This is a genomic window from Pedococcus sp. P5_B7, from assembly GCF_054049895.1.
Map to the genome: position 1 here is coordinate 28,912 of NZ_JBFULM010000005.1, position 12,658 is coordinate 41,569.

General features: G+C 70.3%; 12 protein-coding genes. 7 read left to right on the forward strand and 5 right to left on the reverse strand.

Annotation, left to right across the window (positions count from 1 at the left end; translation table 11 throughout):
- Window positions 1-9: 9 nt before the first annotated feature.
- Both ACXJKD_RS12415 and ACXJKD_RS12420 read right to left on the reverse strand, forming a co-directional pair.
- A complete protein-coding gene (locus ACXJKD_RS12415) occupies window positions 10-309 on the reverse strand; it encodes a metal-sensitive transcriptional regulator (RefSeq protein ID WP_457254900.1) in 300 nt (99 codons plus the stop codon).
- Between the two features lie 166 nt (window positions 310-475).
- Window positions 476-1,744: an NAD(P)/FAD-dependent oxidoreductase gene (locus tag ACXJKD_RS12420; protein ID WP_457254901.1), complete on the reverse strand. Its 1,269-nt coding sequence runs from the start codon at window positions 1,742-1,744 to the stop codon at window positions 476-478.
- 102 nt (window positions 1,745-1,846) lie between these two features.
- Here ACXJKD_RS12420 and ACXJKD_RS12425 point away from each other — a divergent pair, with 102 nt between their 5' ends.
- Window positions 1,847-3,403, forward strand: a complete 1,557-nt coding sequence (locus ACXJKD_RS12425) for a PucR family transcriptional regulator (protein WP_457254902.1) — start codon at window positions 1,847-1,849, stop codon at window positions 3,401-3,403.
- Here the strand turns inward: ACXJKD_RS12425 and ACXJKD_RS12430 are convergent.
- Both ACXJKD_RS12430 and ACXJKD_RS12435 read right to left on the reverse strand, forming a co-directional pair.
- A complete protein-coding gene (locus ACXJKD_RS12430) occupies window positions 3,388-3,876 on the reverse strand; it encodes a cupin domain-containing protein (protein ID WP_457254903.1) in 489 nt (162 codons plus the stop codon). The two genes, ACXJKD_RS12425 and ACXJKD_RS12430, sit on opposite strands and share 16 nt — an antisense overlap.
- Before the next feature lie 68 nt (window positions 3,877-3,944).
- Window positions 3,945-4,400: a MarR family winged helix-turn-helix transcriptional regulator gene (locus tag ACXJKD_RS12435; protein ID WP_457254904.1), complete on the reverse strand. Its 456-nt coding sequence runs from the start codon at window positions 4,398-4,400 to the stop codon at window positions 3,945-3,947.
- 142 nt (window positions 4,401-4,542) lie between these two features.
- Here ACXJKD_RS12435 and ACXJKD_RS12440 point away from each other — a divergent pair, with 142 nt between their 5' ends.
- Entirely contained in the window at window positions 4,543-5,727 is a 1,185-nt protein-coding gene (locus ACXJKD_RS12440) for an MFS transporter (protein WP_457254905.1), read from the forward strand.
- A gap of 71 nt (window positions 5,728-5,798) precedes the next feature.
- On the opposite strand, the gene ACXJKD_RS12445 is transcribed toward ACXJKD_RS12440, so the two are convergent.
- Window positions 5,799-7,217, reverse strand: a complete 1,419-nt coding sequence (locus ACXJKD_RS12445; RefSeq protein ID WP_457254906.1) for an FGGY family carbohydrate kinase — start codon at window positions 7,215-7,217, stop codon at window positions 5,799-5,801.
- Window positions 7,218-7,337: 120 nt separating this feature from the next.
- Here ACXJKD_RS12445 and ACXJKD_RS12450 point away from each other — a divergent pair, with 120 nt between their 5' ends.
- From ACXJKD_RS12450 to ACXJKD_RS12470, 5 genes are all read left to right on the forward strand, one after another.
- On the forward strand, window positions 7,338-8,279 hold the full coding sequence (locus ACXJKD_RS12450) for a sugar-binding transcriptional regulator (RefSeq protein ID WP_457254908.1): 942 nt from the start codon (window positions 7,338-7,340) through the stop codon (window positions 8,277-8,279).
- Between the two features lie 146 nt (window positions 8,280-8,425).
- Window positions 8,426-9,448, forward strand: a complete 1,023-nt coding sequence (locus ACXJKD_RS12455) for a LacI family DNA-binding transcriptional regulator (RefSeq protein WP_457254909.1) — start codon at window positions 8,426-8,428, stop codon at window positions 9,446-9,448.
- 92 nt (window positions 9,449-9,540) lie between these two features.
- On the forward strand, window positions 9,541-10,812 hold the full coding sequence (locus tag ACXJKD_RS12460; protein ID WP_457254910.1) for a sugar ABC transporter substrate-binding protein: 1,272 nt from the start codon (window positions 9,541-9,543) through the stop codon (window positions 10,810-10,812).
- A gap of 2 nt (window positions 10,813-10,814) precedes the next feature.
- A complete protein-coding gene (locus ACXJKD_RS12465) occupies window positions 10,815-11,771 on the forward strand; it encodes a carbohydrate ABC transporter permease (RefSeq protein WP_457254911.1) in 957 nt (318 codons plus the stop codon).
- 10 nt (window positions 11,772-11,781) lie between these two features.
- Complete coding sequence (locus ACXJKD_RS12470; RefSeq protein WP_457254913.1) at window positions 11,782-12,609, forward strand: carbohydrate ABC transporter permease; 828 nt, start codon at window positions 11,782-11,784, stop codon at window positions 12,607-12,609.
- Window positions 12,610-12,658 lie beyond the last annotated feature (49 nt).

A 12,658-nucleotide genomic window follows, 5' to 3' on the forward strand; every position in this document is an offset into this window, starting at 1 on the left:
CAGTGCCGGTCAGGACCGGACGAGCCGGGCGATCGCGTCGGAGGCCTCGCGGACCTTGTCCTGGGCCTCGGGGCCGCCCCGGCGCGCGGCGTCGACCACGCAGTGCTCGAGGTGCTCCTCCAGCAGCTCCAGCGAGAACGACTGCAGCGCCTTGGTGGCGGCCGACACCTGGGTGAGGATGTCGATGCAGTACTTGTCCTCCTCGACCATCCGCTGGAGGCCGCGGACCTGTCCCTCGACGCGGCGCAGCCGTTTGAGGTGGCTGTCCTTCTGGTCGTGGTATCCGTGGTGCGTGTCGGTGTCGGCCATGCCAACACCATACCCCCCTATGGTATCCAGTCAAGCCCACGCCCCCTGCAAGCAACCTTTGCTAGCAAACAAAAATGGATGGCGGACAGGTTGCAACCTGTCCGCCATCCAGGAACCTTTGCTAGCAAAGGTTGCTCGAGAGGGGGTGCTGGGAGGAGAGGTCGGGTCAGCGCAGGGGGTCGAACGGCTTGAGCTGCTCGACCTGCTTGCCGGTGACCATGGTCTCGGCGAGGAGTCGACCGGTGACCGGGCCGAGGGTGATGCCCCACATGCCGTGTCCACCGGCGGCGAAGACGCGGGGCGACTTCGTGGCTCCGATGAGGGGGAGGCCGTCGACGGTGCAGGGGCGCGAGCCGACCCACTCGTCCTGGCGGTTGTCGAGGTCGGCGCCACGCAGCAGCGGGCGGGCGGCCTCGGCGATGGCCTGGATGCGGCGCTGGTCGAGCGCGGCCTCGGGCTTGCGGAACTCCATCATCCCGGCGACGCGCAGGCGGTCGCCGATCGGCGTGCAGGCGACGCGCTGGGCGGGGAAGTAGACCGGGCCGTTGGGCACGTGGTCGATCGCGACCGAGAAGGAGTAGCCGCGACCGGCCTGCACGACGTTCTTCACGCCGAACTGGCGCGCGAGCTTGCCGAGCCAGGCGCCCGTCGCGAGGACGGCGGCGTCGAACTCCTCGACCGAGCCCTCGGCGGTGGTGACCACCACGCCGGTGCCGGTGTCGCGGATGTCGGCGACGGTGGCGGCATCCATGATCTTGCCGCCACGGGCCCGCACCGAGTCGGCGAGGGCGTGCACGTAGGTGCCCGGGTCGATGAAGCGCTGGCCCTTGAGCAGGATCGCCGCGCCGATCTCGTCGGACAGGCTCGGCTCGATGGCGCGGGCCTGGTCGCCGGTGAGGGCGTCGAACTCGATGTCCTGGCCGGCGGCGTGGATGTGCTCGATCTCCTCGAGCAGGGTGACCCGCTCGGCCTCGGTGCGGTAGGACGCGAGGAACGACTTGGCCTCACGGGTCTCGGCCTGCACGCCACCGTCACGCAGGAGGTCGAAGCTCTCGAGCGACAGGTCGTTGACCGGCACGAGCGAGCCCATCGCCTTCTTCCACTGCTTCATCGTGGAGTTCTTGGTGAACCCGGTGACGAACTTGAGGAACTTGGGGTCGGTGCTCGGCGGCACGTAGACCGGCGAGCTCGGCGACAGCACGGCGCGCAGGCCGTACTTCAGGACCGCCGGCTCCGGCAGCGGCGTCGCGATGCCGGGGGTCAGCCACCCGGCGTTGCCCCACGACGAACCCGCGGCGACACCCTCGCGGTCGAGGACGGTCACCTCCACACCGTGCTCCTGGAGGAACCAGGCGGTCGACAGACCGACCATGCCGGCGCCGACGACGGCGACGCGCTGGGGGACGGGGAGACCTGCTGCGGTGATGGGAGCCATAGATCGAGAGTGACAGCGGGGCGGGTATGCCGCCTTGGGCCAACAGCATGAATCCTCCAGCATCACTTGTGCTGAGACCACAAACAGGAGCACCCTGAGCGGGTGCTCGCCGTCACCGACCTCGTGGCCACCCTCGGGGGCCTGCTGACCCTCGGGGTGCCGCACCCCGGTGCCGAGGTCGACGACCTGACTATCGCTGAACCCGGTCAGGGGATCGTCGGCCAGCCAGGTGACCTCGTCCTGGGCGTCGGGGTCGAGTCGGCCGAGTCGGCGGCCGACCTCGTGCGCCGCGCCGCCGAGGCGGGTGCGGGGGGCGTGGTGCTGCGGCGCGGCATCGCCCGGCGCCGGACCGTCCGCGACCGCGCCCGGCGCAGCGAGATCGCCCTCGTCGAGCTCGCGGAGCAGGCGTCGTGGGCCCACCTCGTCTGGCTGCTCCGGGGCGTGATCGACCGCGCCGCCGTGGGACCCGGACGGCGTGACGACGCCCCCGTGCAGGACGACCTGTTCGCGCTCGCCGACGCCGCGGCCGCCCTGGTCGCCGCCCCCGTCACCATCGAGGACGCCCAGTCGCGGGTGCTCGCCTACTCCTCCAAGCAGGACCTCACCGACCCGGCGCGCGTCTCGACCATCGTCGGCCGCCGGGTGCCCGACGAGGTGCTCGCGACGTTCCGGGCGCAGGGCGTCTTCCGCCGCCTCGCCCGCTCCGCCGAACCCGTCTTCGTGCCTGCGGCGCGTGGTACCAAGGCGCGCCTGGTCATCCCCGTGCGCGCGGGAGGTGAGTGGCTCGGCTCGATCTGGGCGGTGGTCGAGGAGCGCCCCCCGGCCGCCCTCGTGACCGAGCTCGTCCAGACCTCCTCGGTGGTGGCGCTGCACCTGCTCCGCCTGCGGGCCCAGGCCGACCTGTCCCGCAGGGTCGCCGCCGACCGCCTGCGCGGCGTGCTGTCCGGCAACACCAGCGGCGCCGCCGACTGGCTGCCGGCCGGACCGTGGCGCGTCGTCGCCCTCGGCGGCGAGGGCGACCCCGTGCGGCTGCTCGACCTCTGGGAGTCGGTGTGCCGACGCCACGCGTGGAACCAGCCCCTGCTCGCCGACCTCGACGGTCGTGGGTATGCCGTGGTGCGCGACAGCGACGAGATGTCACCCGGGACGTGGGCCTGGCTGGGCGGCGTGGTCGGGCAGGCCCGCGACGAGTCCCTGGCGCTGACCGCTCGAGCCGGCCGCACGGCATACGCACCGGGGGAGCTGGAGCGCTCGCGGGTGGAGGCGCAGGAGACCGACCGGGTGGTCAGCCTGCCTGGTCCGGGCCGGACGGGTGACGTGCCGGGCGCCGACGACTCGGTGGTGGCGCACGAGGAGGTCTGGGCCGAGGTCACCATCGCGCGGGCCGCGAGCACGCTGGTCGGCGATCCGCTCGGCCCGCTGGCGGTGCTGCGGGACCATGACGCCGAGCACCACAGCGACTACCTGCGGACCCTGGCTGCCTGGCTGGACCACCCGGGTGCGCCCACCAGCGCCGCGCACTCGATCCACGTGCACCCCAACACGATGCGCTACCGGATGGCCCGCATCGCCGACCTCGCGGGACTCGACCTCGACGATGCCACCGTGCGGCTCGCCGTCCGTCTCCAGATCGCGGCGGCGGGTCAGTCCACCCAGTAGTTGTCGTGGTAGCGCATGAACTCGTCGCGCTCCTGGTCGGTCATGGTCTCGCCGGCTGCGACGCGGGCCAGCCCCTCGAAGTACCCCTCGCGAGGAGCGCCGGGCGCGAAGTGCAGCAGCATCGACGCGGCGCCTGACTCGTTGCGGAAGCCGTGCAGGCCGCCCGGCGGCACGTGGACGTAGTCGCCCGACCTGGTCGTGTTCCAGCGGGTGCCGTCGAAGATCTTCACCTCGCCGGACAGGACGTAGAACGACTCGGCGATGGTCTTGTGGAAGTGCGAGTCGGGACCGGAGGGCGGTCCGGCGAACTCCCACCGGTAGAGCCCGAACAGCCGTCCGGTGGACTCGCCGCTCGACAGGTAGTGCACCCGGTTTCCGTTGGGGTAGATGACATCCGGCTCCGCGTCGCTCAGGCGGATGGTCGCGCTGACCTCGCCCGTGCTGCCGTCGTAGAGGGGCGGTGGATAGCTCATGCCTGCCATCCTGCCCGGGCCCGCACCACCGCGCGACGGGTGCGCCCGGGCGGGAGGTCGCGGTGGGGTCAGACGGCGACGGCGGCAGGGAGCCGGTGCAGGGCGTCGACGAGGGGAGCCAGCTCGGGCGTCTCCTCGGCCTGTCGGATCGTCTCCTCGAGCACCCGGTCGTGCGTCGGCCGGGCCGCCTCGAGGAGCTTGACCCCGGAGCGAGTGAGCTCGGTGTAGATGCCGCGTCGGTCGTCGGCGCAGAGGATCCGCCGGATCAGCTGCCGGTTCTCCAGCCGGTTGACCAGCCGGGTCGTCGCACTGTTGGAGAGCGCGGCCGCACGGGCCAGCTGTGACATCCGCAGGTGCCAGCCGTCCTGGCGCGACAGGGCGTCGAGCACGGTGAACTCGACCACCGACAGGTCGTGGGCGCTGGTGAGCTCGCGCTCGAGGGACGACTCGATCAGCCCGTGGAGCGCGGCGAGGGTCCGCCAGCCCTGGGCGCGGACCTCGACGGCATCGTCTGCGATTCCCATCCGGCCATCATAGCCCGCATTTGCAATAAGCCGCGCATGCAACTAACTTGCTGCATACGCCGGTTGTTGCATACGCGGCATACCCGCTCGGGAAACCTAGGAACCCCGGGCCCTGACACCTCGACGCACGGAAAGGCACCACATGCCCCTTGGACTCCTCGCCCTCGCCATCGGGGGCTTCGGCATCGGGCTCACCGAGTTCGTCATCGCGGGGCTGCTGCCCGAGGTGGCTGCGGACTACGGCGTCGACGAGGCCGCGGCGGGCTGGTTGATCTCCGGCTATGCGCTGAGCGTGGCGGTCGGGGCGATCGGCCTCACGGCGGCGGTCACGCGGTTCAACCGCAAGCACGTCCTCACCACCCTGATGGTGCTGTTCATCGCCGGCAACCTCGTCTCGGCGAACGCCCCCACCTACGAGGTGATGCTCCTCGGGCGGATCCTGGCGGCCCTGACCCATGGCGCGTTCTTCGGCATCGGCTCGGTCGTCGCCGCCCACCTGGTCGCACCGGAGAAGAAGGCCGGCGCGATCGCGATGATGTTCGCGGGGCTGACCACTGCGAACGTCCTGGGCGTCCCGTTCGGCACCCTGCTCGGGCAACAGCTCGGCTGGCGCTCGACCTTCTGGGCGATCAGCGTGGTCGGCGTCCTGGCGCTCGTCGGCATGGCCACCCTGGTGCCGTCGCAGCCGGTGCCGGCCGGTGACGCGGGGCTGCGTGGCGAGCTGGGCGCGTTCCGGTCCGGCCAGGTGTGGCTGTCGCTGCTGGTGACCGTGCTCGGCTTCGGCGGGATGTTCGGCGCGTTCACCTACATCGCCTACACCCTCACCGAGGTCTCCGGCTTCGCGTCCTCGACGGTGCCGTGGCTGCTGGTCCTCTTCGGGGTCGGCCTCTTCGTGGGCAACTGGGTAGGTGGCCGGGCCGCCGACCGTTCGGTCCCCGTCACCCTCACCGTGGTGCTCGCGGCGCTCACCGTCGTGATGGGCGGCTTCGCGCTCACCGCGTCCTCACCCGTGCTGGCCGTGGTGGGGCTCGTGCTCATGGGTGGCTTCGGGTTCGCCACCGTGCCGGGGCTCCAGATGCGGATCATGACGTATGCCGGCTCGGCGCCGACCCTGGCCAGCGGCGCCAACATCGCGGCGTTCAACGTCGGCAACGCCGCAGGTGCGTGGCTCGGCGGGCTCACCATCACCGCGGGCCTCGGCTATGCCTCGACCATCTGGGACGGCGCTGCGCTCAGTCTCGGGGCCCTCGTGGTGCTGGTCGGCGCCGAACGCCTGGTCCGTCGGGCTCCCTTCGCGCAACCTTTGCTAGCAAAGGAAACTGGCTGACGGACAGTTTGCAACCTGTCGGCGATCGAGCAACCTTTGCTAGCAAAGGTTGCTCGAGGAGGGGAGAGCGGTCAGGCGGGGTGGACGCGGGCCAGCAGGCCGGCATACCGGTCGAGGACGGCGGCGCCCACGTCACCGGGGGGCGGGTCGAGGGTCGCCTCGTAACGGACCTGCCACTGCGGCGGACGCTCGTCACCGACCAGCACCCAGGCAGCCTGGCGGGCGGCCCCCAGCCCGACGTACTCGCCGGGCTCCGGGATCGCGACGGGCACACCGAACAGTCCGGGAGCGACCGCGCGCACCGCGCCGGAGGCCGCCGCCCCACCGATGAGCACCACGCGCTCGACCGGCAGGCCGAGCCGACGCACGTCAGCCACGCCGGCGACGAGGTTGGCGAGCATCCCCTCCACCGCGGCGCGGGCGAGGTTCTCGGGGGTCGCGTTGGCACGGGTCAGGCCGCCGAGGGTGCCGGTGGCGTCGGGGAGGTTGGGGCTGCGCTCGCCGTCGAGGTAGGGGAGCAGCGTCAGCCCGCCGGCCCCGGGTGCCGCTGCGAGGGCGAGTCGGTCGAGCCCGGCGAGATCGGTGCCCAGCAGCTGGGCGGCAGCAGTCAGGACCCGTGCCGCGTTGAGGGTCGCCATCAACGGCAGGTGGCCACCGGACGCACTCGCGAACGACGCGATGAGGCCGTTGGGATCTGCCACCGGCCGGTCGGCATCGGCGAACACGGCGCCGCTGGTGCCGAGGGAGACGGCGACGTCGCCCGGTCGCAGCCCCAGCCCGAGCGCCGCCCCGGCGTTGTCGCCCGTGCCGGGTCCGACGACCATCCCGCGATCGGTGCGGCCCGCGACCTCGTGGGGACCCAGGACCGTCGGCACGCCGAAGACCCGTCCGAGCGCGAGCTCCTGGAGGTCGGGGAGGTAGGTGTCGGCGGTGCTGGAGAAGTAGCCGGTGCCTGAGGCATCTCCGCGATCGGTGGTGTAGCGCTCGAAACCGTTGCCCTGCTTGAGGATCTGAGCGGTGAGCCAGTCATGCGGCAGGACCACGTCGCGGACCCGTGCGGCGTTGTCTGGCTCGTGCTCGGCCAGCCACCGCACCTTGGTCACCGTGAAGCTGGGCACCAGGGCCGAGCCCGTCCGGCGCACCCACTCCTGCGGCCCGCCCAGCTCGTCGGTGAGGTCACGGGCGGCCTGCGCTGAGCGGGTGTCGTTCCACAGCAACGCATCCCGCACGACCGCGCCGGACTCGTCGAGGGCGCACATGCCGTGCTGCTGCCCGCCGACCGCGATGGCTGCGACGTCGTCGAGCAGCCTGTCGGCCGTCGCCGTGGTGAACGCGTCCCACCACCGGTCGGGGTGCACGGCCGTGCCGTCGGGGTGCGGCGCCCGACCGGAGCGCACGATCTCGCCGGTCGCAGCGTCGCAGACGACCACCTTGGTCGACTGGGTGGACGAGTCGACCCCGGCGACGAGGGTGCGAGGGGCGTCGGGCATGGAGGCCTCCGGGGGTCACGGGCCTGGTTGACTGTCGCTCAGACGAGCGCAATGATGCGCAAACGAGTTCGTCGAGCATGTCGGCGCACCCCGGACCCTGTCAATGGGAAGGACGGACACGTGGAGGACGACGGACCCGCCGAGCTCGTGATGCTCGCCGCGATCGCGCGTCGCCACTACCTCCAGAACCAGTCGAAGGTCGAGATTGCCGACGAGCTGGGGATCAGCCGCTTCAAGGTCGCACGGCTGCTGGAGGCCGCCCGGGAGCGTGGCCTGGTCAGGATCGAGATCGTGCGGCAGGGCTCGCTCGACGTCGACCTGTCGGCGCGACTCCAGCAGCGCTTCGGCCTCGCGCACGCCGTCGTCGTCGACACCGCCGATGCCGACCCGGGAGCCGTGCGCCACCAGCTGGGCCGGGCGGCGGCCGAGCTGCTGTCGGAGGTCCTCGTCGAGGGTGACGTGCTCGGCCTCCCCTGGTCGCGCAACGTCCACGCGATGGTCAGCGCGCTCACCAGCCTGCCCCGCGTCGACGTCGTCCAGCTGACCGGCGCGATCGCCCTCCCTGACCTCGACAGCAGCGCCGTCGACATCGTCCGGCGCGCAGCACGAGTGTCCGGCGGCAAGGCCTTTGTCTTCTATGCGCCATTCGTCCTCGACAGCAAGTCCAGCGCGGATGCGCTGCGGCGTCAGCCGGCCGTCGTGGACGGCCTGGCCCGCGCCTCGGCGGTGAGCAAGGCCGTCGTCGGCATCGGCGCCTGGCGGCCGGGCCAGTCGACGATCCACGACCTCCTCGACGCGGCCGAGCAGCGCGACCTCACGGCTCGGGGAGTCATCGGCGAGCTGGCTGGCATCTTCTTCGACGCGGGCGGAAAACCGTTGCGCCCCAAGGTCGCTGCCCGCCTCATCACCATGGATCCCGACGACCTGACGCGGGTCCCGGAGGTCATCGCGGTGGTCTCGGGGGCGTCGAAGTCGACGGCCGTGCGGGCCGCCCTCGAGGGTGGGCTGGTGCAAGGTCTCGTGGCCGACGCGACCCTGGCCGACGTGCTGCTCGCGGGCTGACTCGCCGCGTCCCGGCAGCCCTCGACGAGGGCCTTGACGGAGCCCTCGAAACTGGCAAATCGCCACACACCCCCTTGCGCCCCTCTCTCAGCCATGGCATGGTCGAAACAGATGTAAGCGCTTTCAACGATGAAAGAGGCAGACCTGTGGCGACCGGTGCGACGCACTCCAGCGGGACGACGATCTATTCCGTCGCCGAGCGTGCTGGTGTCTCGATCGCCTCCGTCTCCCGCGTCCTGCAGGGCTCCACCGCGGTCTCCGACAAGACCCGACAGCGCGTCCTGGACGCCGCCGAGGAGCTCAAGTACGTGCCCCTCGCCGCAGCGCGCAGCCTCGCGGTGCGCCACCACGAGGCGCACGGGCTCGTGCTTCCCGAGCTCTCCGGTCCCTACTACTCCGAGCTCCTGATGGGGTTCGAGTCGCGTGCGGCCGAACTCGGCCAGAGCGTCGTGCTCATGCTCGCCGAGGGCAAGGACAACCTCCCCGCCGCGGTCCGCAAGCTCGCCACCCGCGTCGATGGCCTCGCGATGCTGGGCTCGGCGGCCATCCCTGAGGACACCGTCACCGCACTCCACGGCTCCAAGCCCGTGGTGCTCATCGCCGGCGACCCGCACTCCGACATCGACACGGTCACCTCGGAGAACACCAACAGCGCCGAGGAGATCACCAGCCACGTCCTCGGACACGGCCGGACCGCCCTCCTCTTCGTCGGTGACCCGGACTCCGGCCCCGACGTCCGAGACCGGTATGCCGGTTTCGTCGCCGCCCATGCGGCGGCCGGCCTGACGGCCGCGGAGCCGGTGCGCATCTCGCTGCGCGAGGCGGACGGCACCGCCCTCGCCGACCGGATCCTGTCCGGTGACCTCACGACCGACGCCCTCGTCTGCGCCAACGACGAGCTGGCCCTCGCCGTGATGAAGCGGCTGCACGAGGGCGGCACGAGGGTGCCCGAGGACGTCGCCGTCGTCGGTTGGGACGACGTGATGACCGCCCGCTACGTCGAACCTGCGCTCACCACCGTCCGCCAGCCGGTCCGCGAGCTCGGTGCGCAGGCAGCCGAACGCCTGCACCGTCGCGTCACCGGTGGGCCCGTCGAGGACGGCCCGCTGGTGATCCCGACCCACCTGGTGATCCGGCGCTCGTGTGGCTGCACGGGCCCGCCCGGCTGACAGCACCACCCCGAGACCCCGGCGCGCCCCGACGCTGCGCGCTCCAGACCCACTTCCGCACGCCCCCGCCCCCGAGGAAAGAGAGAAACCCGATGAGACGCACTCCCGCCATAGCGGTTGCGACGATCGCCGCCGCAGCGCTCACCCTGACGGCCTGTGGCCGTGGTGACGCCGGCTCGACGGCCACCGAGACAGGCAAGGACGTCAGCGCAGGCAAGGCCACCGGCACCATCACGGTGTGGGCCATGGGAGCCGAGGGAGAGAACCTCCCGAAGCTCGCCAAGGAGTTCGAGGCAGCCAACCCCGGCGCCAAGGTGAACGTCACCGCGATCCCGTGGGACGCGGCATACCAGAAGTTCACCACCGCGATCACGGCCGGCACCACGCCGGACGCCGCGATGGTGGGCACCACCTGGATGGGTGAGTTCGCCGGCAACGACGCGCTCGACCCGACGCCGCCGGCGATCGACAAGTCCGTCTTCTTCGAGGGCGCCCAGAAGACCACCGAGGTCAACGGCACCTCGTTCGGTGTGCCGTGGTACGTCGAGACCCGTCTGGTCTACTACCGCACCGACCTCGCCAAGAAGGCCGGCTTCGCCACGCCGCCGACCGACTGGGACGGCCTGAAGTCGATGGCCAAGGCCATGCAGACCAAGGCGGGCGCCAAGTACGGCATGGGCTTCCAGGCCGGCGGTGTCGGCTCGTGGCAGTCGATCATGCCGTTCGGCTGGTCGAACGACGCCGACCTCACCAAGGACGGCGGCAAGGCCTACAACTTCGACAGCCCGCAGGTGCTCGAGGCCGTGAAGTACTACCAGAGCTACTTCACCGACGGGATCTCCGACAAGGCTGCGCCGGCGACGCCGACCACCGAGCCCGACTTCAAGAGCGGTCGCGTGCCGATGTTCGTCTCGGGCCCGTGGATGATGTCCGCGGTCGAGAAGGTCGGTGTGAAGAAGGACCAGTACGACGTCATGCCCATCCCGGCGAAGACCAAGTCGTCGTCGTTCGTGGGTGGATCCGACCTCGTGGTGTTCAAGAAGTCGAAGCAGCGCGACACCGCCTGGAAGTTCATCCAGTGGCTGAGCGACCCGAAGACCCAGGTCAAGTGGTACCAGATGTCCACCGACCTCCCCGCGGTGAAGTCCGCGTGGCAGGACCCGGCGCTGACCGCTGACAAGAAGCTGGCCACCTTCGGCAAGCAGCTCGAGACCGCCCAGGCCCCGCCGAGCTTCCCCACGTGGGAGCAGGTCGTCGCGAGCTTCGACACCGAGATGGAGAAGGTCACCAAGAAGGGCGCCGACCCCGCTGCGGCCCTGAAGACCGTGCAGCAGCAGGCTGACTCGATCGGAACCGGCCAGTAATCATGGCCACCACCACCGAGGTGACCCCTCGCGGGGAGACGGGCGAGACCCGCCCGTCCCCCCGCGGGGGTGGTGCCGCGAGGAAGGCACTGCGCCAAGCGCCGGCCGCCTGGATCCTGGCGCTGCCGTTCTGCCTGCTGTTCCTCGTCTTCACCGCGTGGCCGGTGGTCCAGTCGCTCTTCATGAGCCTCACCGACACCAAGTCACGTGACCTGCGCAGCCCGTTCGCGGTCAACGTCGTGGGCTTCGACAACTTCACGAAGGCTTTCTCCGACCCGGTCTTTCGCAAGTCGGCGCTCAACACCGCATACTTCGTCGTCATCGGGATGCCCCTGACCCTGGGTATCGCCCTGGCCGCGGCGGTCGCGCTCGACCGCGGGATCACCAAGTTCCGCTCGGCGTACCGCCTCGGCTTCTACCTGCCGGTCATCACCTCGATCGTCGCGGTGGCCGTGGTGTGGCGGTTCCTCCTCCAGGAGGAGTTCGGCCTCATCAACACGGTGCTCGGCTGGGTCGGGATCCCGGGGCCGAACTGGCTCGGCGACCCGAACTGGTCGATGCCCGGCCTGATCCTGATGGCAGCGTGGCGCAACTTCGGCACCGCGATGATCATCTTCCTGGCCGGTCTGCAGGGTGTGCCGTGGGTGCTCCACGAGGCAGCCTCGATCGACGGTGCGACTGCGTGGCAGCGGTTCCGGCACATCACCCTGCCGATGCTGCGCCCGACGCTGCTGTTCGTCTCGGTCACCACCTCGATCGGCTACCTCCAGTTCTTCGAGGAGCCGTTCGTGATGACCAACGGTGGCCCGCTCAACAGCACCATCTCGATGTCCATGTACACCTACAAGCAGTTCGGCTTCGGCAACTACGGCTATGCGGCCTCGATGAGCTACATCATCTTCGTCGTCATCGCGATCGTGGCTGCCATCCAGTTCCGCCTGCTGCGTGACAACACGTGAGGAGGTCGTCATGACTGGAATGAACGTTCGCGGCCGCGTGCTGCTCTACGGAGTGCTCACCGTGCTCCTCGTGGTCGTCATCGCACCCTTCGTGTGGATGATCCTGGGCAGCTTCAAGACCCAGGGTGAGCTCCTCCAGAGCCCGCCGACCTGGTGGCCGGAGACGGTCACCCTCGACAACTACACCCAGCTGTTCTCGCGGCTGAACTTCAAGCAGTACTTCTTCAACTCGACCGTCGTGGCCGTCTGCGTCACGGCCGGCAACCTGCTCTTCTGCTCGATGCTCGGCTACGCCCTGGCGATGCTCGACTTCAAGGGCAAGAAGATCCTGTTCGTCGTCGTGATGGGCACCCTGATGATCCCGGGGGTGGTGACCTTCGTGCCGCTGTTCGTCCTCGTGGCCAACATCGGCCTCATCGACACCCTGCCCGGACTGATCCTGCCGTTCCTGGCGGCGCCGTTCGGTGTCTTCCTGATGCGGCAGTTCTTCCTCGGTCTGCCCCGCGACCTGCTGGACGCAGGCCGGGTGGACGGCGCCGGGGAGCTGCGGATCTTCCGGCAGATCTTCCTGCCGCTGGCCGGACCGGCGCTGGCGACGCTCGGCATCCTGACCTTCCTCGGCAGCTGGAACAACTTCCTGTGGCCGCTGGTCGTCGCCCAGCAGGAGAAGACCTACACGCTTCCGGTGGCGCTCGCGCTCTACTCCACCGGCCAGAACTCGACGCAGTACGGCCTGCTCCTCGCCGGAGCCACCGTCGTCGTCGTCCCGGTGCTGGCGATCTTCCTGGTCTTCCAGCGTCGCGTGATCGAAGGAATTGCCACGACCGGGATCAAGTAGCCCCTTGGGCGTTCCCGCCCGCAGCAGGCAGCCCGTGCCCTTGGTACCA